The organism is Bacillus massiliigorillae, from assembly GCF_000380245.2.
Classification (GTDB): Bacteria; Bacillota; Bacilli; order Bacillales; family DSM-1321; genus Bacillus_AD; species Bacillus_AD massiliigorillae.
Genome location: NZ_HG428741.1, coordinates 72,703 through 94,626, shown reverse-complemented (window position 1 = coordinate 94,626; position 21,924 = coordinate 72,703). Strand labels below are relative to the sequence as shown.

22 protein-coding genes and 1 other annotated feature (1 of these 23 only partly in view) are annotated in these 21,924 nt (G+C 34.9%); of the genes, 4 read left to right on the top strand and 18 right to left on the bottom strand.

Going from position 1 to position 21,924, the window contains the following annotated elements; genetic code table 11:
* Positions 1-32: 32 nt before the first annotated feature.
* Entirely contained in the window at positions 33-1,103 is a 1,071-nt protein-coding gene (locus TX86_RS00470) for a M42 family metallopeptidase (RefSeq protein WP_042345254.1), read from the bottom strand.
* Between the two features lie 229 nt (positions 1,104-1,332).
* Here TX86_RS00470 and TX86_RS00465 point away from each other — a divergent pair, with 229 nt between their 5' ends.
* The gene (locus TX86_RS00465; protein ID WP_042345252.1) at positions 1,333-1,650 is read left to right on the top strand and encodes a hypothetical protein; all 318 of its coding nucleotides are present in this window, start codon (positions 1,333-1,335) and stop codon (positions 1,648-1,650) included.
* 67 nt (positions 1,651-1,717) lie between these two features.
* Here TX86_RS00465 and TX86_RS00460 read toward each other — a convergent pair whose 3' ends face one another.
* Together TX86_RS00460 and trmB are read right to left on the bottom strand one after the other, a co-directional pair.
* Positions 1,718-2,566 carry a YtnP family quorum-quenching lactonase gene (locus TX86_RS00460; RefSeq protein WP_042345249.1) on the bottom strand — a complete coding sequence of 283 codons (849 nt, stop codon included), beginning with the start codon at positions 2,564-2,566 and terminating at the stop codon, positions 1,718-1,720.
* Positions 2,567-2,719: 153 nt separating this feature from the next.
* On the bottom strand, positions 2,720-3,364 hold the full coding sequence (trmB, locus tag TX86_RS00455) for a tRNA (guanosine(46)-N7)-methyltransferase TrmB (RefSeq protein ID WP_042345247.1): 645 nt from the start codon (positions 3,362-3,364) through the stop codon (positions 2,720-2,722).
* A 320-nt stretch (positions 3,365-3,684) separates the two neighbouring features.
* Between trmB and TX86_RS00450 the strand changes: the two genes are divergently transcribed.
* A complete protein-coding gene (locus tag TX86_RS00450; RefSeq protein WP_042345245.1) occupies positions 3,685-3,963 on the top strand; it encodes a YtzH-like family protein in 279 nt (92 codons plus the stop codon).
* On the opposite strand, the gene TX86_RS00445 is transcribed toward TX86_RS00450, so the two are convergent.
* The 9 genes from TX86_RS00445 to TX86_RS00405 form a co-directional block, all read right to left on the bottom strand.
* Entirely contained in the window at positions 3,960-4,742 is a 783-nt protein-coding gene (locus tag TX86_RS00445) for a phosphotransferase family protein (protein WP_042345243.1), read from the bottom strand. The genes TX86_RS00450 and TX86_RS00445 overlap by 4 nt on opposite strands.
* Positions 4,743-5,081: 339 nt before the next feature.
* On the bottom strand, positions 5,082-6,041 hold the full coding sequence (locus TX86_RS00440) for a diacylglycerol/lipid kinase family protein (RefSeq protein WP_042345241.1): 960 nt from the start codon (positions 6,039-6,041) through the stop codon (positions 5,082-5,084).
* Positions 6,010-7,026 (bottom strand): NERD domain-containing protein, encoded by a 1,017-nt coding sequence (locus TX86_RS00435; protein WP_230203550.1) that lies wholly within the window; start codon positions 7,024-7,026, stop codon positions 6,010-6,012. The genes TX86_RS00440 and TX86_RS00435 overlap by 32 nt, the downstream gene beginning before the upstream one ends.
* Before the next feature lie 31 nt (positions 7,027-7,057).
* Positions 7,058-7,618, bottom strand: a complete 561-nt coding sequence (gene thpR / locus TX86_RS00430; protein ID WP_042345239.1) for an RNA 2',3'-cyclic phosphodiesterase — start codon at positions 7,616-7,618, stop codon at positions 7,058-7,060.
* An 85-nt stretch (positions 7,619-7,703) separates the two neighbouring features.
* Complete coding sequence (gene dat / locus TX86_RS00425; protein WP_042345237.1) at positions 7,704-8,561, bottom strand: D-amino-acid transaminase; 858 nt, start codon at positions 8,559-8,561, stop codon at positions 7,704-7,706.
* A gap of 45 nt (positions 8,562-8,606) precedes the next feature.
* Positions 8,607-10,019: a dipeptidase PepV gene (gene pepV, locus TX86_RS00420; protein WP_042345235.1), complete on the bottom strand. Its 1,413-nt coding sequence runs from the start codon at positions 10,017-10,019 to the stop codon at positions 8,607-8,609.
* A 16-nt stretch (positions 10,020-10,035) separates the two neighbouring features.
* On the bottom strand, positions 10,036-11,049 hold the full coding sequence (locus tag TX86_RS00415) for an ion channel (RefSeq protein ID WP_042345233.1): 1,014 nt from the start codon (positions 11,047-11,049) through the stop codon (positions 10,036-10,038).
* 41 nt (positions 11,050-11,090) lie between these two features.
* Positions 11,091-12,239: an ABC transporter permease gene (locus TX86_RS00410; RefSeq protein ID WP_042345231.1), complete on the bottom strand. Its 1,149-nt coding sequence runs from the start codon at positions 12,237-12,239 to the stop codon at positions 11,091-11,093.
* Complete coding sequence (locus TX86_RS00405; protein WP_042345229.1) at positions 12,232-12,945, bottom strand: ABC transporter ATP-binding protein; 714 nt, start codon at positions 12,943-12,945, stop codon at positions 12,232-12,234. The genes TX86_RS00410 and TX86_RS00405 overlap by 8 nt, the downstream gene beginning before the upstream one ends.
* Before the next feature lie 614 nt (positions 12,946-13,559).
* On the opposite strand from TX86_RS00405, the gene TX86_RS00400 reads away from it, so the two are divergent.
* Positions 13,560-13,781 (top strand): DeoR family transcriptional regulator, encoded by a 222-nt coding sequence (locus TX86_RS00400; RefSeq protein ID WP_042345227.1) that lies wholly within the window; start codon positions 13,560-13,562, stop codon positions 13,779-13,781.
* Positions 13,782-13,873: 92 nt separating this feature from the next.
* On the opposite strand, the gene TX86_RS00395 is transcribed toward TX86_RS00400, so the two are convergent.
* A complete protein-coding gene (locus TX86_RS00395; protein ID WP_042345226.1) occupies positions 13,874-14,593 on the bottom strand; it encodes a pseudouridine synthase in 720 nt (239 codons plus the stop codon).
* A gap of 122 nt (positions 14,594-14,715) precedes the next feature.
* The gene (locus TX86_RS00390) at positions 14,716-16,323 is read right to left on the bottom strand and encodes a putative polysaccharide biosynthesis protein (RefSeq protein WP_042345224.1); all 1,608 of its coding nucleotides are present in this window, start codon (positions 16,321-16,323) and stop codon (positions 14,716-14,718) included.
* 206 nt (positions 16,324-16,529) lie between these two features.
* Between TX86_RS00390 and TX86_RS00385 the strand changes: the two genes are divergently transcribed.
* Positions 16,530-17,801, top strand: a complete 1,272-nt coding sequence (locus tag TX86_RS00385) for a BaiN/RdsA family NAD(P)/FAD-dependent oxidoreductase (RefSeq protein ID WP_439096834.1) — start codon at positions 16,530-16,532, stop codon at positions 17,799-17,801.
* 98 nt (positions 17,802-17,899) lie between these two features.
* Here the strand turns inward: TX86_RS00385 and TX86_RS00380 are convergent, their stop codons facing one another.
* The 4 genes from TX86_RS00380 to leuS all read right to left on the bottom strand — a co-directional run bounded on the left by TX86_RS00380 (position 17,900) and on the right by leuS (position 21,671).
* The gene (locus TX86_RS00380; RefSeq protein WP_042345220.1) at positions 17,900-18,082 is read right to left on the bottom strand and encodes a sporulation protein Cse60; all 183 of its coding nucleotides are present in this window, start codon (positions 18,080-18,082) and stop codon (positions 17,900-17,902) included.
* 62 nt (positions 18,083-18,144) lie between these two features.
* The gene (locus tag TX86_RS00375; protein WP_042345218.1) at positions 18,145-18,450 is read right to left on the bottom strand and encodes a rhodanese-like domain-containing protein; all 306 of its coding nucleotides are present in this window, start codon (positions 18,448-18,450) and stop codon (positions 18,145-18,147) included.
* Between the two features lie 170 nt (positions 18,451-18,620).
* Positions 18,621-18,998: a VOC family protein gene (locus TX86_RS00370; RefSeq protein WP_042345217.1), complete on the bottom strand. Its 378-nt coding sequence runs from the start codon at positions 18,996-18,998 to the stop codon at positions 18,621-18,623.
* Positions 18,999-19,256: 258 nt separating this feature from the next.
* The gene (gene leuS, locus TX86_RS00365; RefSeq protein WP_042345214.1) at positions 19,257-21,671 is read right to left on the bottom strand and encodes a leucine--tRNA ligase; all 2,415 of its coding nucleotides are present in this window, start codon (positions 21,669-21,671) and stop codon (positions 19,257-19,259) included.
* Positions 21,672-21,805: 134 nt separating this feature from the next.
* Positions 21,806-21,924, bottom strand: a binding site (T-box leader); it runs 117 nt beyond the window's last position.

The following is a 21,924-nucleotide window of genomic DNA, read 5'->3' as shown; positions in this document are numbered from 1 at the left end:
GATGGTTATACTCAGATCCTTCCCTTTATCACTTACATGCTTTTAATAGCTTTTACAGTTGCTGCATCTGTTTTTCTTACTAAGGCGATTAATAATTCTTTCGCCGCTTCATAATCATCAATAGAAATAATTGAAGCATGCGTATGTACATAGCGAGAACAAACACCGACAAACGCACTCGGAACACCATCATTACTAATATGAACACGCCCAGCATCCGTACCACCTTGAGAAGCGAAGTATTGATATGGAATCTTATTCGATTCAGCCGTATCTAATAAAAATTCACGCATACCTCTATGTGTAACCATTGAGCGATCATAAATACGTAATAATGTTCCTTTACCAAGTTGCCCAAATGCCTCTTTATCCCCTGATGTATCATTAGCAGGGCTTGCATCTAAACAATAGAAAATATCTGGTTTAATTAAGTTAGCAGCCGTTTGTGCTCCTCTTAACCCCACTTCTTCTTGAACCGTAGCTCCTGAATATAATATATTCGGCAGTTTTTCCCCCTGCACATTTTTTAACAACTCAATAGCTAGGCCACAACCAATTCGATTATCCCATGCTTTTGCCATAATTTTTTTGCTATTTGCCATTGGTGTAAACGGGCAAATTGGCACAATTTGTTGTCCAGGTTTGATACCGATTTTTTTCGCATCCTCTGCATCATCAGCACCAATATCAATTAACATATTTTTTATATCCATTGGCTTAGCTCGTTGTGCCTCATCTAATAAATGTGGAGGAGTAGATGCAATTACACCGACAACAGGACCTTGATCGGTAATAATATTCACTCGCTGTGCTAATAGAACTTGGCTCCACCAGCCACCTAGCGTTTGAAAACGAAGCATCCCATTAGCCGTAATGGATGTAACCATAAAACCTACTTCATCCATATGACCACCTACCATAACTGTAGGACCCTTCTCATCGCCAACCTTCACACCAAAGATGCTACCTAACCCATCTTGTACAATTTCATCACTATATTTTTCAAGCTCTTTACGCATAAATCTTCTTACTTCATGCTCAAATCCAGACGCACCTGGTAATTCTGTTAACGTTTTATATAAGGCTAAAGATTCTCTATTCATCACTTTACTCCTTTTTTATAGTTTCTTTAATATTTATTATTTTACCGAAACTTTTAGACTGTTACCACTACTACTAATTAAGAGAAATATATGTTAATCGACAATAAATTCATACCTAAAATTGAAGTTGTCCTCTTACTCTTGTATACTAATAAAGATACTAACTGGTGTGAAATTTTAGTTTTTTCTGAAAAAAGCATCATGTAAAAAGAATAGGGGGTAATTCAAAATGAAATGGAAAAACACTATATTGGGAGCAGCTATTGGTTTTGTGTGTGGTTACGCGACAAAGTATGCTATTGAAAAATGTACACAACCATCTCCTGACGCTATCTTAGCTCGTGTAAAAGAAACTGTTAGCCGTGAAGGGAAAATTACAGGATCATGGATACTAATGAAGCCAGAAAACTACGCAAAAAATGGTTTACATTATGACATATTCAAAGGTGGATTAACTCAAGTTACAGATGATGGACAAAAGCACTTTGAATTTATCGCTGATGCATCAACAGGGACAGTGCTTGATTTAATTGAGCAAACGGCATAATTGCCTTTAATTAAACGGTTAAACAATATAAAAAAAGAACCCTTTCGGTTCTTTTTTATATTGTTTATTATTTGTTACTTCTTTTAATACTATAAACAATTTCTTTTCCATCACTATCAAATTTAACAGCGCGATAAAGAGCATCATGATAAAATGTATAGATTGCATCTCTTTTCAGACCATATTCCATCCAAGTTTGTTTTTGGTACACGGAATTCATTGGATAGTCATCATATGCCATAACCCATAGCGCATTAGCATGAGCATGTGTCGCCATAATATCCCCCATATGAATTAGTACTTCACCATTTTGTTCCATAATAATGATAGCGTGTCCATCACTATGTCCACCAGTATGTACCATTTTTATCGAGTCAGTAATAACTATTTCATCCTCAAATGTAATAACCTGCTCTTGAATCGGCTCCCAATTTTCTTTCCAATACGTATTCTGAGAGCGAATATTCGGCTTTCTCATTTCATTCCACTCTGTACTAGTTGTCATGATTTTTGCATTCGGAAATACAGACTGTAATTGATTATTTTCAAGTTTGGTTAAGCCGCTAGCATGATCAAAATGCAAATGCGTCATTATAACCGTATCGATATCATTTACACTCAATCCTAGTTTTTCTAACGATTCATCTATTTCTGTCTCTGCTTCGACACCATAATTTCTTTTTTGTTTATCAGAAAACTTTCCCTTTCCAAGTCCTGATTCTATTAAAATATTTCTACCTTCCGTTTGTACTAAAATAGGATCTGTCGTTAGCTGAATTTGATTATTGTCATTAGAAGGATACTTCTTTGACCATAGTGGCTTTGGTACGACACCAAACATTGCTCCACCATCTAAATTCGTCACGCCTCCCTTTAACCATGTTAAAGTTATATTACCAAACTGTAATTTTTCCATATTACCCCTCCTTCTGTATATTTTATCAGAATATTAAATTATTAAAAACCTCAACGAAGGACTTTGTAATTAGTGTAAAAAAAAAGAAAAAAGTACACCACTCTATAAAAGTGCTGTACTTTTTTCTAAATCAGTAACAAACCGTCATTCAATTTATCTCTTTGGAAATTGAGCTTCTACTCGGTAAATACGACTACCTTTTTTCGAGAATTTCTCTTCGTATTCCGTCATAATATTGCCTTCAAATTCGCTATCATGTAAATGTAAATTTACATCTTTTAAAATCATACCGTATTGAGACATACTAACTAATGAATATTGGAATAAACCACGGTTATCCGTCTTGAAGTGAATTTCTCCACCTTCAGGTAAGATATCTTCATATATATTTAAGAAAGAAGCATAAGTTAATCTTCTCTTTTCGTGTCGATTCTTTGGCCATGGATCAGAGAAATTCAAGTATACTCTGCTTACATCTGTTTTCTCAAAGAACTCTCTTAAATCAACAGCATTCACAGGTAATAATTTTAAATTTGGAAGATTTGCTTCAATTAAACGATCTAAAGCATGTACAATAACACTTTCATAAGCTTCAATTGCTATATAGTTAATATCTGGATTAGCCAGTGCCATTCCAGTAATAAAACGTCCTTTACCTGTACCAACTTCTATATGGACAGGATTGTCATTTCCAAATAATTCATTCCAACGACCTTTATAATCTTCTGGATTGTGTACTACATATTGGGGATGAGCTAGTAATTTGTCTTTCGCCCAAGGTTTAAATTTAAGACGCATGATGACACTCCTTATTTGATTTACGTAGAAAACATAACATTACTAATGATAATTAACAAGTTACTTTTTTTGTAAAGCACACTGCATATTAATCTTTGTCCAATGACATCCTACAAAAGAAAAGCCCCTTAAAAGGAGCTTAAGCTTTATCCCGTTCAAACTGTTGCTAAGACTCCCGATTCAACACGAAGCCGATACAGAGTTGTTATAAGCAGGAGATCAAGCACCAGTAAGAACCCGATTGGTTCAACTAATGATCGGTGGGAATAAATTCCTCACCGATCAAAGTTTCACTTTATAAGAAGAAAGGTTGATTATAAATGCCTCTTTCACAACGAGATCAAGTAACTTTATTAAAAGATATTCTTAACAATCATCAAAGCGATTGCTGTGGCTCTGTATCCGAATGTCAACAAGTAGAGCGACTTGTAACATCACTATTAACGAACGGTGAGGTAAACGAACAGTTAATACCCATTCTTAATGAAATACAGAAGTATAGTCACGGTGGACAATCTACCAGTGATTTAGATACTCATATTACATCTCATCAAACACAATTATCAGAATGGGTTACAAACATGGATTCACTCACTTAGAATTGCTTGAGCATATTATCTAAATAGCCAAACCAATAGTTCATCTCTTCATAACGCTGTTTGGCTTTATGCCATTGAATTGCAGTAATACTTTGAGCAATCACATACCAAAGCATTCTTTTCTGTAAGAAATCTGTTAACTCAATACCATACTTATCGAGCCATGAGTTCCATTCATTCTTAGGAATATACGAATGAAGGAGCATGCCAAGATCAATAGCTGGATCGGCAATCATGGCTCCATCCCAATCAATAAGAAATAACTGCTCATCCTCAGATAGCAGCCAATTATTATGATTTACATCGCAATGGCATACCACTTCTTCATCACATTCAATATGAGGCAACATTTCAGTCAAAACGGCCATTGCCTTTTTTATTTTAGGATTAGAAGTAAGTTCTTCATCTAATGATATTTCTATACTTTCAAGTAGCTGTTCAGGCTTTAATGGCGTTTTCCCCAATCTTTTTAACATCGTTAATAATGGAGCAGATTGATGAATTTTTCGCAAAAGCCGAGCTACTGTTTCTTGTTTCATTTCATTCTGGTCTAATTCTCTACCATCTAACCACCGTTGAGCTGTAATAACATCTCCGCTTTCAAGACGTTTTGTCCAAACGAGTTTAGGAACGATGCCCTCAGCTGATAAAACAGCTAGAAATGGAGATGAATTACGTTTTAAGAAGAGCTTTTGTTCCTCATTTGTTGCAATGAAGGCTTCTCCAGTTGCACCGCCAGCAGGAATGATCTCCCAATCTTGACCCAGTATATGTTCCAATGTGGTCACCTTCAATTTCATTCAATAGCTAGATTAACATAGCTATTTAAGAGAGCTCTAATTCAATATTTAATGGTAAAGAGCCAACTAATATAGCTAGAATTTATAAAAAACCGTAACTAGTTCTTCACAAAATATTCACATACATTTCTAAAGTTTCATATATAGATAAAAAGCATAACATGTTTATGCTGTTTTTTAAACTAAAAAAGACAGCTATTGAGTCTATATCACATAACAATAGCCATCTATTAAATTTTATTGAAAATTTACTAATACGTCAAGTATATGTGTATAAATACATGTTAGTAAATAGCTATTTACTAAATATTCATATGTCTATTTAATGACTCGAACAGCTTCCGGAATAATTTCAGCTGAAATCTTCGAATAACCAATATGCTCCCCATCCGCTTGAATAGGTATTTCTCCATCTGCCTGTATATGAATATTATTACAGGTGAATGATTCAACCCACTTGAGCTTTAAATGCCCTCCCCAAGTAACGGTCGCGAAAACAAGTAAAAATAGCAGAGAAGGAATATTGTTTACAATAATTACTTGTATTTTTCCGTCCGTAACGGTTGAGTTCGGTGCAACTTTTATACCACCACCAAAATAAGGCTGATTGGCTGCTACTAAAAACCATACCTTCTCAAAATTACGTACCCGTCCATCTATTTTTGTTTTCATATGAAATGTGTTAAACGTGAACAGCATCTTCATAAAAAAATATAAATACACAAATTTCCCTAAACCAACCATTTGAAATCGTTTCTTCCAATGAGACTCATTCACTGCTTTAGCAATCGCCGCATCAAAACCAATGCCTAAACTGTTAACAAAATGCTTCTTATTTCCTTCATAGATTAATTGCCCTACATCAATAATAGAGGGTGCTTTCACATGCAAAATAGCAGAAACCACTTCTTCGAGACCTGAAGTACGTTGTACACCTCTTACATAATCATTCCCTGATCCAGCGGGCATACAGACAATTATGGCATGAGGATAGTTAATAGCTCCATTCATTACTTCATGAACTGTGCCATCTCCCCCAACAGCTACGATAATTGTATCTGATTGAGTCATTTGAAGTATTTCTTTCGTTAGAACGGTAGCATGCCCTGCGTATTCTGTCTCATATATCGAATACGAAAATGCTTGTTGTTTTAAAAGGCTTTCAACTTTCTTCCAAACCTTATTACTTTTGTTTGAATGTGGCGAACCGTTTTTTACAAAATAAATATGGCGCACCACTTCCTTTTCATTGTTCTTCGTTATTAGTTTTGAATTCATTATAATCATTCCATTCTAATCGATGCATTGATGTCGTTTGTGTATGCTCTAGCAGCACTTCTGCACCCTTTAGTTGATGATGTTTTAATGGAGAACTTAATTTTCTCATAGATTCAAACCAAGGCGTAAAGTTTTTCTTATCTAGCAATATAAGATCAAACGATGCAGCTGGATATTCAATATAGCCATTTCTAGAAATGATGGCTTTTTTAATTGGTAAATCTACTTGATTTAAAGAATATAACCTTTTAATAATGACCTCAGATCTATGTAAAGAAATGCTCGGATTTACTACCTTCTTCTCTTCACGTTGATGATGTCTCCTTACCCAAAACTTCCCGTTTGACCCGTCAAATACTGAATCTTCTTCATCCTCAAGAAAGCTAATACACCATGTAGCATTTGGTGTTAATACAATTGTTTCTAGTTCTACTGGTGCTTTGTTCAATCGAAAGACAGGTTGATACAAGATAAGAAACGTGTCAGGAAATCTTTGCAGTAAGAATTTCAACTTCTCGTCTACATAGTATTCTGGATTAACTAAAGATTTCTCCCTTACCGTTGACGTTGCCCACTTCATTTGAAATTTAAACATTTGATTTAAAAAAGTGATTTTCAATTCATCAATACTTCTTGGCATAAATGTTAAAGTCAATCGAAGATCTTTATCTTGATATATTCTATCTTCGATTTCACTTTCCGTGATCTCCTTACTTTCTTCCTCTTTACTCTCTACTTCCTTTGATTGACGTCTGAACATATTTTTAAACTTTTCGAAAAAACCTGGATCCTCTTCAAGCCAATCTTCTCGTTCATCCTGAGGGAAATACTTATATAACTCCCCATTTTCAAATGCATAATTCACTTTTTCCCATTGCTGCTTCTTCAATCTTACATACTGAGTAGGATATCTATATATACCATGTTCATATCTTGAAATATAATCTTGAATTTTAATCAACTGCCCCATATTCTCACAACCCATTCTCCCTAAAATACTATGTATTTAATAATTCTTATATATATATCGTCTGTAATTCTTGATACTTTGGTACTTTATCCATATGTGTTTCAAAAAGTGAGATTCGACACGCTTCAAAACTAATACCTTCTTCTATAATGTCATTACACTCTTTTAAATGTTCTTCAGTAAAATTCATCTCATTATTATATTTTCGTGCGATTGTAATATGAGGATTAAACGGCTTTGTATCCAGAATATAACCACTTTGTTTGCACGCTTCACTAACCTTTGTTTGCAGCGTATATAAGCATTCTTCATATTGTGGACCGCACCAAAAAATACGAGGCTTATCATGATGCCCGAACACGCCAAAATGTGTTAACCGAAGAGGAAATGCAGAATAATCTTTCAATTGCTCTGCTACCTTCTCCATACAATTTTGCCATTTTTGTTCATCTGATGCACCTAAAAAAGCTAGTGTAATATGAAAATCTTCTTTATGTACCCATTTTTTGAAATCATATCTTTCTTGTAATACATTTACTTTTGTATGTAATTGATTTTTCACATGCTCTGGTAATGACAAAGCAATAAAATAATGATGCTGGTTCATATCTTCACCTACATTTAATCTAGAATATAATCGTAGTAAAAAGCTGATACATTACTACTCCTGTATCAGCTTTTCTTACTTTTTATCACAAACAATAACTACCGCATTGTTTTTTTATTTCTTCTTCGTAATATGACTGGAGTTTTTTCGTAATCGGACCTGGCATACCGTTACCGATGATTGTACCATCCACTTCAACGATTGGAGTTATTTCCGAGGTTGTACTGGTCATAAAAATTTCATCTGCCCTCATGAGATCTTCTAAAGTAAATGGTGCTTCATCCACCTGTATATGATTACTCACACAAGTTTGAAGCATAACTTGGCGGACAATCCCATTTAATATGAGATGATTTGCAGGATGAGTCTTTACTTTCCCATCTACAACAATCGCAATGTTCGAGGCGCTTCCTTCTGTTACCATACCAATCCGATGCTGAATAGCCTCAAAACAACCCGCTTCATATGCACTTTGCTTCGCCAATACATTTCCAAGCAAATTCAAGCTTTTCACATCGCACTTTAACCAGCGAATATCTTCGACAGTCTTTGCTTTCACACCATTATAAATAGTTTCAACTGGACGTGAAAATTCTTTTGTATATGCACTTAGAATTGTTTCAACAGTGGCTGGCGGAAATAGATGATTACGAGGTGAAACACCTCTCGTTACCTGAACATATATACTTCCATTCTGTAGCTCATTTTCTTTCACTAACCGCGTCAACATATCAACCATTTGTTGGAATGAATATGGGATGTGTAACCTTACCTTTGAAGCACTTTCATAAAGTCGATTGATATGCTCTTTACCAGTAAACAAACATCCTTTATATACTCTTATTACCTCGTATATACCATCACCAAATTGATAACCTCTATCTTCAATGTCTACATGTACATCCATACGATCAACGATATTTCCTTGCCAGATTACCTTCATTACGATGCCAACTCCTCTCATGTTTGTCGGTTCCGCTTTTCTTCGTTATTTAGCTAAACGATATATAGCTTCCGCGTATAAAGCCGTAGCCTTTAACAAATCCTCTATATACATATATTCATCTTTTTGATGTGCTATATCTTCTCGACCTGGAAATAATGGTCCAAATGCTACACCAGCCTCCAATGAACGAGCATATGTGCCGCCGCCAATTGCTAACAGCTCTGCTTTTTCTCCTGTTTGTCCTTCATACACTTCTGATAATGTCTGAACGAGAAAGCTATTAGCGTCTACATGATGAGGTCCTGAATGAGAAGCCGTAGTAATTGTAAAGCCTTGTTGCTGCAATACTGTTTCTAATTGCTTCGCTGAAGCTTCATAGTCATATGTCACAGGATAGCGCAAATTAACACCTATAGTTCCACCGTCTTGTTCATCATACTTTAATAAACCAATATTTAAGGTTACGTCACCTGTTGCTTCATCTTTAAAATCGATTTTAAAAGTCTTTCCTCTTGAGTCCTTCCATAAATAGTCGGTTACAAAAGTAAAGTATACTTTCGCTTGCTGAGATAGTTCTAAACTATTTAAGAAAGCTGCCAAATAAAGACCGGCATTTACCCCATTATTTGGTTCCATTCCATGTGCTGAAACACCTTCAATAGAAATAGACACATGATTACCATTAGCTTGATAAGCTCCTTTTACCTTATGTTCATTAATAAATGCATTAAATGCTGTTTCTAATTCATTAATTCCATTAGATACTTCCAATTCAGCATTCGCTAAATCTGGTACCATATTAAATCTTCTACCAGATTCGAATTGTTTTACAGTCACTGCACCTATATGGTTATCCTTCATTGTTTCTTGTTTAATATAGAAATCCCAAATACCTTTTTCAGCAAAAATGATTGGAAAATCAGCATCTGGTGCAAAACCTAATTGAGGCATTTCTTCATGTTTAAAATATGTATCTACACAGCGCCAATCTGACTCTTCATCTGTTCCTAAAATCATTCGAACTCTTTTAGATAGCGGTAATTTTAGGTCGTTCACTATTTTCATAGCATAGAAAGCTGCCATTGTTGGACCTTTATCATCAAGAGCACCACGAGCAAATATTTTCCCATCACGAATATCAGCGCTATATGGATCTGTTGTCCATCCATCACCTTCTGGGACAACATCTACGTGACATAGAATTCCAAGAATATCTTCCCCTTGTCCCATTTCAATATGACCGGCTAGATGCTCTACATCCTTTGTAACAAAGCCTTCTTCTTTCCCTTTATTCAACATGAATTGTAGTGCCTCTTGAATTCCTTTACCAAGTGGCGCTTCTTTCGTACCATTCTCTTCATCTAACACACTTTTGATTTGTAGAAATGTTTGCGTATCTTTGATTAACGCTTCTTTTCTTTTCGAAACTTCTTCAGTCCAATTAATACTATTCAATTGAAACACTCCTTTTCTATATAGCTTGCTGTAATTTAATATAAGCGTCCTTACTACAAATTATAAACAATGTATCATCTTTAGAAATAGGCTCAGACAATTGACTCGTTATATTTAACTGTTTTTCTGTGCCAATTAACATTATGCCTGCCTCTGCTAAACTAATATATGCATCACGATAATTTACCCAATTTGGATTCGGTTTAATCTTAAATAAATCATCACCTTCGCCTTTACTAAGTAGCTGATTAAATATTTGCGTCGTTCCACCAGATAGAGCAGCATGTACCGCTAAATAAGAAATGGTTTCATCTGACACGATGAACTCATCCACAGATACATGACGAAATAATTCAATATTTCGTTCTTCTAGGACTTCCACTGTAATATGCAAATTCCCGGCATACTTCTCAAGTGCAGTAGCTGACATTAAAGAATAGGCATCCGCAAGCTTTGAATCCTTTATTTCATCCTCTGCAAATATAATAACACTTTTTGAACTTGCTACTTTTCCTTTTTGAAGAGTTACAGGATTTGAAGGATCACCTTGTATGTAATGGACACGATGATGATCAAAAGGAGATTTATCTAAAGGAGCGATTAACACAATCACGATATTCTTATCATGCTCTAAAATTTCATTAATCGCATGTCTTACCTTTCTTGACCATCCAAAAATAACAATATGATCACTACCATTAAAACTCAATTTTCCTTCCTCCCTTAACTTGCGAAAAATCGATAAGCTATCGATTAGCTTAGTAATCACAATACCGATTAAGCCAATTCCAAACACGAATAAAAATATAGCGTAAATTTTACCTGGTACTGTAACTGGGTAAAAATCGCCGTATCCGACAGTAGTAACAGTCGTCATGGTCCACCAAAAAGCATCCATATAAGTAGTAAAAGTATCGGGCTCTAACGCCTTCATAACAACCGTACTAATTAATAACAATAAGATACTTGAAATAGCTAGTAGCCAATTATTTAACGAAATAATTTTTCGAAATAAAATATGTAATACTATACAAACTCCTCCTTGTGAAATATCTAGCTGTAAAGATTTAACTAAAATAAATAATAACTAAGTGCTAGTACCGTTACGATAATCAAAATAGCAGGAAAGGCTAAATAAAGGCTAGCTCGTCTTCTTGCATGATAAAATGAATCTCGCTTCTCATATTGTTTGCTTATAGGATTAGAAAGAATAATATGGTTCCATAAATTGTTCAACCAAAAAAAGATAAAGAATACAAATCCTCCAGCAATAAAAAGCTTAAAGATAAGCGGTGGTAGTAAAATAATTGCCATTAGCGTAACACTAATAAGTTGCAAGTAACCTTTTAAATATGAAAAATTACGCAAAATTACTTTTAAAAAAACTTCGATAAAACCATTTTCTCGTGTGCGTTTCGAGAAAATTCGTTTTGATTTTGGAAATATAATAGGTCGTTTACGTTTAATAATTTTAGGTTTTTCCACTGAAGAAGATACAGAAAAAACCTTATTCATATAACGTAGTTTAGCCTCATTTTCTTGTACGAATTCTTCTTGAAAATATTTTGTTGATTGTACTCTTGGTCTATGTAAGACAATTGCTAATAACAAAAGGAGAACTGCTATACTAATTGAAAAAGAAAGCTCATAAACTTTCATTGCTTGTGTAAAAATCATGATGAAAAGAAATACGAAGAGTAAAGCAGAGTAAATTTTCCCACTCCAACGCTCTCTTATTGAAAACATAGTGGTGTGAATGGAAAGCAATAAAATATGTAAAGCAATAAAAAAACAAAAAAAGCTAATAATTTCTCCAATCGAAAGTGAAAACTTATGTAGATAAAATGGAAGTATTAGAATGACGATAAAACCTATTCTTATAAAAGCTTTAACAATGGAGAAAATTAATGCCCATTTCTTCATCGCAATAAATTTCCTAGTATGTTGAATGAAATACAGACCATCCGCTTCTTGAACAAAAGTCCGCAAGCTACCTGTCCAACATAGTAAATAGGCAATAATAACAGTTAGCTTCAATGATAAAAAGACGCTCCAATCTGGTAGCTCATTCCACCACGAACGATAAATCATAATTCCTGCGATTGAAAAAGGAATGATAATATATAGCATAACTGTCCAATCAGCAACAGACTTAATAATGCCATATTGGTATACATAATCTCTTTTCACTCGATTACAAAAAATACGAAAACTACTCATGACTATCACCTGTGATAATAGCATGGAAACAATCAAACAATGCCCCATTAGGTAACCGGGATTTCTGTTGAAAATCTTCTAAAGTTCCATCTGCAACTAAACGGCCTTGATCAATCAAAAGAAAGCGATCACAAATTTTTTCTGCAGTATCTAGCACATGCGTACACATCAATATCCCCACTCCACGTTCTTTCTCATGCTGTATTAACTCTAGTAAAAGCTTAGTAGCCATTGGATCTAATCCGATAAATGGCTCATCAATGATTAACACATCAGGCTCTGTCATTAATGCTAATATAATCATTGCCTTTTGTTGCATCCCTTTCGAATACGTAGCAGGAAGTTCGTGAACATGGTCTTTCATCTTAAACTGATTTAACAAAGATGTAATACGCTTCGAAACCATTTCATCTGTAATCTCTTCAACCGCAGCCACAAAATCAATATGTTCCTGTAGTGTTAAATCATCATAAAACACAGGTCGCTCTGGGATATAAGACATAAGAAAATTCTGCTCTCTCTTAATCTCACCTTCATAGAAAGGCAGCAGTTGTTGAATTGCCTTAATCGTTGTACTTTTCCCTGCCCCATTAGCACCAATTAAACCAATTAATTCCCCTTTTTCAATGGAGAATCGAATCTGATGAATCATCATTTCGCTTTTTTCATATCCCTCTTCCTTAATATTTACTGATAATAAGCTCATGATATTTCTCCCCCTCTTTTGTTATTACGAAAAAAGACAATAAATGTTACATCTAAAATACCATTTATTTAATTAACTATAGTTACCTAGAACCAAAATACAGATAATTAAATATACTAAGATATCAACAATATACAAATATAAAAAGTAAAATTCCTCTTTCTAAATATAATTCAACCTCTCTTTGTACACTGTTAAGTCCCTTTATCTTCTACCCTTAAAACAATAAAAATTGAATTCGTACAATGTTATTAAAATAAGTATAAAATTCACAAAATATAAGGTATATTCACTCTACTATTAACCATAGAATAATAATTAAAGAAGGGATTTTCTATAAAATCTTTTAATTCAATGGATTTTTAATCTTTATAGCGTTAAAATAAAAGTGTAAAAGGAGAAAAACTATATAGTAAATCTCTTTAAACTAATCCGCATAGGAAAAAGGAGATGTGTATTTTCAAAAACACAATACTTTATTCTTAGCAGTTTGTAGTTGTTGTAGTTTTGTCACTTGCAATTGGTACTAAACGGGAATGTCCGACAGTATGCTATTGATTTTAAGAAAGTGAGACTTCATTCCTGTAGACTAATAAGATATAAGGAGTGGTTTTTTGAAACCTTCTACGAACAGGATGCTAACCCGAATTAAATCAGTTTATATGTATATTAAACAGAACGGGACAGTAACTACTCAAGATCTTGTCGATGAATTTGGCAGCACTCCTCGTACTATTCAACGCGATTTAAACGTCCTTGCTTATAATGATTTAGTAACAAGTCCAAGTAGAGGACACTGGAAAACAACCAGTAAAAAAATTAGATTATCCTCTTAAAGAAGTAAAACAATTAGAACGACCTCTATATAAAAAAGACCAAGCAATCCAACGCTTGGTCTTTTTCTGTGTATAACATTCTAAACGAGCGCTTATTCACTCTGATAATTTAGTAAACCCTCAAGCTCTTCATCAGTAAGCTCTCTATACTCACCTAATTCCAATGTTTCATCCAGCTGAAGATTTCCCATTGTTAAACGCTTTAAATAGATAACTTTCTTATCTACTGCTTCAAACATTCTTTTTACTTGATGGAACTTTCCTTCTGTAATGGTTAACTTAATATCAGATGTTAATCCTGACTTTATTATTTCTAACTCACCTGGCTTTGTTTCATAGCCATCTTCTAATGTTACACCTTCTCGAAAAGCAACAACATCAGCTTCTGTCACTTCTCCTTTAATCACGGCAAAATATGTCTTAGGGACATGTTTTTTTGGTGATAACAAGCGATGAGCTAATTGACCATCATTTGTTATAAGTAATAATCCCTCTGTATCTTTATCAAGGCGACCTACAGGAAAGGGAGCAAAAACACGGTCTTCTTCTTCAAGAATATCAAGCACCGTTTCTTGACGATCATCTTCCGTTGCTGAAAGAAGCCCCTGAGGTTTATTCATCATTAAATAAATAAACTCTCTATATTCAACTTCTTCGCCATGAACCATAATCACTTGTTGCTCTGGATCAACATGCTGTTTAGCATCCTTAACCGTCACACCATCAACCTTGACCGCACCTGTTTTTAATAATTTCTTTACTTCTTTACGTGTTCCAAATCCAATGTTCGCTAACATTTTATCTATTCTCATTGCACATCAACCTTTCTTCATATGTATGTGAAGAAACCTTGCCATGAAAGACAAGGTTTTTATTTAAAATAAGAATGTAATCATTTAAATCATGTCTTGCTTCATCACTTACGCATTACTCGTTATAAACCAATTTTACTTTTTAAACGTAGTAATCGATCACCAAACAATCGATAAGCTAGCTTTGATTTAACGGCTAACAAGAAGTAAACAAGCGCTCCTATACCAGCTCCAATTACAATCGTAATAAAGGCAGGGAATAAATGTTCAGGGTTCAAGAACATTGATAACCCACTTGTTAGTAATACAACAACGACTCCCATTACTAACGTAAAGATTCCCATTAGCACCGTTCTCTTAAATACTAGTTTATAGCTATAGCCTGTAAAGTAATAAATCACAAAGAAGTTAATGAGTGTAGCAACTAAATATCCTAAACTTGTCGCATAAATAGCTCCCTCTGTTTCAAATATACGAATTAACGGTATATTCAACGCTAACTTTGCTAAGAAGCCTATCAATAAACTTAAGACCGTATATTTTTGTTGATTAATTCCTTGCAATACAGCAGCCGTTACAGAAAAGAATGCGAACAGAATAGCCGTTGGAGCATAAGTTTGTAAAACTTCAACTCCAAGCTGGTCATAACCATAGAAAACCGTATAAATTGGTTTAGCCAATAAAGACATACCGATAGCTGCAGGTAAAGTTAAGAACAATAATACTTGAAAGGCTTGGTTTAATTGAGTAGTAAACATTTGTGTATTTCTTTCAATAAAAGCCTTCGTAACAGAAGGAACAATCGTCATCGCAAAAGCCGTTGCTAATGACATTGGTATAATTACTAGTTTTTGCGTATTGAAATTTAGTATCCCAAATGCATCACCCGCAATTGACTTAAGACCAATGGAAGCCATTGCAGAGTTAAATGTTAATGTATCAACAAATTGGAAAAGAGGCATAGCAATTCCTACAAATACAAACGGAATTGAGTAAAGAATAATCTCTTTATACATATCTTTTAATGAAATAGAGGTTGCTCGTTGGTCGGTTATTCCCTTTTTCTTTAATTGCGGTTTTACCTTCTTCCAGTGCATTAGTAAGACAACTAATCCACCAACAGCACCTACAAACGCCGCAAAAGTTGCAACACTAATTGCTGTTACTATATTTCCATCCATTACGAACATAACAACAAAAGCTCCACCTAGTAGAACAATGATACGTACGATTTGTTCTACTACCATCGAGATTGAAGTAGGTCCCATCGATTCATTTCCTTGAAAGAATCCTCTAATTAAACTCATAAACGGTACAATAATTAAAGCGAAACTCACCGCTCTAATAACAGTAGCAATTTGATCCGGTGTAAAGTTCTCTTGTCCTTTTCCCATTGCTTCTCCTAAACCTGGAGCAATCAAGAAAAGAATTAAAAACGATACAATACCTGATAACAACATAATCTTCATACTAGAACGGAACAATTTTTGACCGACGTGGTATTCACCCAAAGCATTGTACTTAGCTACGAATTTCGAAACAGCTAACGGAATACCACCCGTTGCAATACTTATAAATATCGTATATGGTACATATCCATAAGAATACAGCTGTGTACCTTTATTTCCTACAATTGCCTCAAATGGAATAACATATAATAATCCTAGTACCTTCGATAAAACCATACCAATCGTAAGGATAAAGGTACCCTTTAACAATTTAGATGACATATAATCCCTTCCTATTGATGATCCTTTATGTAGCACGTTCTTAATATTACCATACTTTTCAAAGCTACAAGCAAATGGTTATTTAACAGGCATATATAAAGCTCATTATTTTTAAAATAAAAACATCTTACCTATTCTATCAAGTATTTTTATAAAGCAACAACTTACATTATAATGAAAGAATGAAAAAAAATATAGTTGGTGAAATAATGAAATATGATGTAATTGTAATTGGTGGCGGTCCCTCTGGATTAATGGCTGCCATTGCAGCTGGAGAAAAAGGCGCAAAGGTGCTTCTAATCGAAAAAGGAGACAAACTTGGAAGAAAGCTCGCTATCTCTGGCGGTGGTCGCTGTAACGTCACAAATAATCTTCCGATAGACGAAATCATTAAACATATTCCTGGAAACGGTCGTTTTCTTTATAGTGCCTTTTCTGTTTTTAACAATCAAGATATTATTCAGTTCTTCGAGAGACTCGGAGTCAAACTGAAAGAAGAAGATCATGGACGTATGTTTCCTGCGTCCAATCAATCAGCTGATGTAGTGAATGCTATGATTCGTCAATTAGATAACTATCAAGTTAAAGTTATGCAAAGCACAACCGTTCAAGATGTTATTTATAATGAACACGGTGTTTCATCTATCTTATTAAAAGACGGCAGAAGCTATGATGCAAACGCTCTTATCATTGCAGTTGGTGGAAAGTCTGTTCCGAAAACAGGTTCAACAGGAGATGGCTATGCCTGGGCTGAAAAAGCGGGTCATACCATTACAGAATTGTATCCTACTGAAGTTCCACTTACTTCAAATGAACTATTTATCAAAGCAAAAACACTGCAAGGCTTATCTTTACGCGATGTAGAATTAAGCGTGCTTAACCCTAAAGGCAAAGCAATCATTACACATAAAATGGATATGCTTTTTACACATTTCGGTATTAGTGGTCCAGCTGTTCTTCGTTGTAGCCAATTCGTCGTCAAAGCAATGAAAAAAACAAAAGGTGACGTTACGATGAAACTTGATGTTTTCCCTGATTGTAATCAAGAAGAATTATTTCAACTCGTTGTAAAGAAAATCAAAGAAGACAATAAAAAAGCTATTAAAAATATATTAAAAGGCTTTATCATCGAACGTTATTTACTTTTCTTATTAGAAAAAGCAGACATTGATGAAAATGAACAAGGTGGTACAATCTCTCATGAGAAACTACGTCAATTTGCATCACTATGCAAAGGATTTCTGTTCACTGTTAACGGAACTCTTTCGCTTGAGAAAGCATTCGTCACTGGTGGTGGCGTATCTGTAAAGGAAATTCATCCAAAGGAAATGAGCTCTAAATTCATGAACGGCTTATTCTTTTGTGGAGAAATACTAGATATTCATGGATATACTGGAGGATATAATATTACGTCTGCACTTGTGACAGGTAGATTAGCTGGTGTGAATGCTGCAGCCTATAGTCAAACAATAAAATAATAAACAAGGGGCTGTTGCCAAAATGATTTCAACTTCTTTGACAACAGCCCCTCTCATATTTAATTTCATTTATTTGTATCTTCTTAAACATGGATTCATCAAGCACGATAAATAATCATCGAGCTGAAACAATAAATCTGTTCATTAGCGTCTTCTCCGATAGCAGCTACATTATATTTAATATCCACAAGCTGGTCTTCAGACATTTTATGCAAGAACTCATTCATTTCTTTCTCTAAATCTTTCTCATGCTCATAATCAAACATTTTAACTTTAATCATGTTCTACCTCTCCCAGTCCTCTTTTCAGCTAGTTTCGCCAAAAAGATAGAAAAGTAAAACAATTATTGCACATCACCCGTCCAGCTATGCATGCCGCCTTCCATATTAACAACGTCATATCCGTTCGCTAATAAATAGTGACATACCTTTTCACTACGTACTCCTCCAGCACATACAATAACATATTCTCTGTGCTGATCAAGAATCTCTAAATTATTTGGAATCTCATTCATCGGAATATGTACCGCATTTGGAATCATACCATTTGCAACTTCAAAATCTTCACGAACATCGATAATATATACTTCTTCATTCGCTTCAACCTTTGCTTTTAGCTGATCAGCTGTCATTACTTTCATTTCACTCATACTATCATCCCCTATCGTTATTCTTCGCTTATCAAAACATCTTTTTATTGTAGTAATTCCCTAAAAAAAATGCACGTATAATTACTTAAAAGTAAAAAAAAGCTAATTAATTCTTTAACTTAAGAAATAATTAGCTTTTTTTAGGATACTTCATCATTTTGAATTTAACCTTAAACGAAAAGACTAATAAGGTTTCCATCAGGATCTTTTACAATTGCATAACGCTGGCCCCAGAAGGCATCCCAAGGTTCACGATGTCCTACATATCCATGCTCTATAATCTTCTTATACAAATTATTAAGCGCTTCTTTATCATCGCATAAAAAAGCTAACTCAACTCGATGGCCAGAAGGTTCTTCCCACTCTCCATAAATTTCTTTTATCATATTCTGTGTATCAAATGCTAACCGAACACTACCTTGTTCTACTTCAACATGCGGTTCTTCATTCTTGTTTTCAGGAATCTCAAAACCTAAAACACGATAAAAGTCTAAAGCTTTTTTCATATCTTTCACTACTATACCTACCATATCAAGCTTAATGCCCATCATTCCCACTCCTATTTTTAAAATTCACCAGCACCCATTTTATATACTAAAAAGCGCTAGTTTAAACGTAGCTTCACTAACTTTCCCCTTATAAATTTTATTTAATTTCTATGTTATAAGTAAAATCGAGCGTCAAGCTGTCACTTTCCACGAAAGATTTCACTTTATGATATACAAACAAAAACGACACCTACTTATACGATAAGCAAGTGTCGTCTTCGTTTGTATATAAAGGATTAATAATCGTTTTTAAATCAATTAGTTAGCAACAATATTCACTAATTTACCTGGTACTGCAATGACTTTACGTACTGTTTTGCCATCGATTTGTTCTTTAACTGAATCTGAACCCATAGCAATTTCTTGTAATGCCTCACGAGTTGCATCAGCAGGAACCATTAATTTAGCTTTTACTTTACCGTTGATTTGGACAACAATTTCTACTTCATCATCCACTAATTTAGCTTCATCATATGCTGGCCATGCTGCATATGCGATTGATTCTTCGTGACCTAGCTTGCTCCATAGCTCTTCCGCAATATGAGGAACGATTGGTGCAATCATTTTCACGAAGCCTTCAATATATGCTTTCGGTAAGCTTTCCGCTTTATATGCATCATTAATGAATACCATCATTTGTGAAATAGCTGTATTGAAACGTAGACCTTCAAAGTCGTCCGTTACTTTCTTCACTGTTTGGTGATACACTTTTTCTAATTTACCGCTATCATCGTTTTCTACAAGTTTAGAAGTAATGTTACCATTTTCGTCTACAAGTAAACGCCAAATACGATCTAAGAAACGACGTGATCCATCTAAACCGTTTGTTGACCAAGCGATTGAAGCATCAAGAGGTCCCATGAACATTTCATATAAACGTAATGTATCTGCACCGTGACTATCAACGATATCATCAGGATTTACAACATTACCTTTTGATTTACTCATTTTTTCATTATTTTCACCAAGAATCATACCTTGGTTGAATAATTTTTGGAATGGCTCTTTCGTTGGTACTACGCCGATATCATAAAGGAATTTATGCCAGAAACGAGCATATAATAAGTGAAGAACTGCGTGTTCTGCACCACCGATATACATATCAACTGGTAACCATTCGTTAATTTTCTTAGGATCAGCTAGTGCTTCGTTATTATCTGGATCGATGTAACGAAGGAAGTACCAGCAGCTACCTGCCCATTGTGGCATTGTATTTGTTTCACGACGACCTTTACGACCGTTTTCATCTACAACATTTACCCATTCTTCAATATTAGCAAGTGGTGATTCACCTGTACCTGAAGGACGAATTTCAGTTGTTTTTGGTAATACTAATGGCAATTGTTCCAATGGAACTGTTGTGCTTTCTCCATCTTCCCAATGAATAATTGGAATTGGCTCACCCCAGTAACGTTGACGGCTGAATAACCAGTCACGTAGACGGTATGTTACTTTCTTCGTACCAATTTCTTTTTCTTCTAACCATGCAATCATTTGAGTAATTGCATCTGATTTGTTTAATCCATCTAAGAAGCCAGAGTTTACATGTAAACCGTCACCAGTATATGCTTCTTGCTCCACATCTCCACCAGCAACAACTTCTTTAATTGGTAATTCAAATACTTTAGCGAATTCATAATCACGCTCATCATGGGCTGGAACCGCCATAATTGCACCTGAACCGTAGCTAACTAGAACATAGTCCGCAATCCAGATTGGCATTTTTTCATTACTTACAGGATTGATTGCATATGCACCTGTGAATACACCTGTTTTTTCTTTCGCTAAATCTGTTCTTTCTAAATCAGATTTACTTTTTACTTTTTGAATATAAGCTTCAACCGCTTCTCTTTGCTCTGGTGTTGTAATTTCATCAACTAATGCATGCTCAGGAGCTAATACTGCATATGTTGCACCGAATAATGTATCTGGACGAGTTGTGAACACTTCAAATGTTTTGTCTGTGCCATCAATAGCAAAGCGCACTTCAGCACCTTCAGAACGACCAATCCAGTTACGTTGCATTTCCTTAATACTTTCTGGCCAATCAAGTTCTTCTAAATCCTCAATTAAACGATCTGCATAAGCCGTAATCTTTAGCACCCATTGTCTCATTGGACGACGTTCAACTGGATGACCTCCACGCTCACTTACACCGTCGATTACTTCTTCATTCGCAAGTACTGTCCCAAGAGCTGGACACCAGTTAACAGCCACTTCATCCACATATGCTAAGCCTTTTTCATATAACTTAGTAAAAATCCATTGTGTCCACTTATAGTAGTCTGGATCAGTTGTGTTGATTTCACGATCCCAGTCATAAGAAAATCCAAGTGATTTAATTTGACGACGGAATGTGTTAATATTCTTCTCTGTAAATTCAGCTGGATCATTACCTGTATCTAATGCGTATTGCTCAGCTGGTAAACCAAACGCATCCCATCCCATCGGATGTAGAACGTTATAGCCTTGCATGCGCTTCATACGTGATAAAATATCTGTAGCCGTATAACCTTCAGGGTGACCTACGTGTAGACCTGCACCTGATGGATAAGGGAACATATCTAATGCGTAAAATTTACGCTTACCTTCATCTTCTCTTGTTTTGAAAGTTTTATTGTTTTCCCAATATTGCTGCCATTTCTTCTCAATATCTTGATGATTGAAACTCATAATATTTCCTCCTAAGTATATAAAGTAAAACCTGTGCTAAGTATGAAAATAACTTCACTAATCATTTCATCTGTTATTCAAGAAGCAGATTCGCGAATATGTTTATTCATTAATACAAAAAACCCCTCATCCCTAAAAAGGACGAGAGGATTATAAATGATATATTCTTCCCGCGGTACCACCTTAGTTGACGTTTAAAATAATACGCCCCGCTTAAAAACAATCTGTAACGTGATCACACGTCAAACACTAC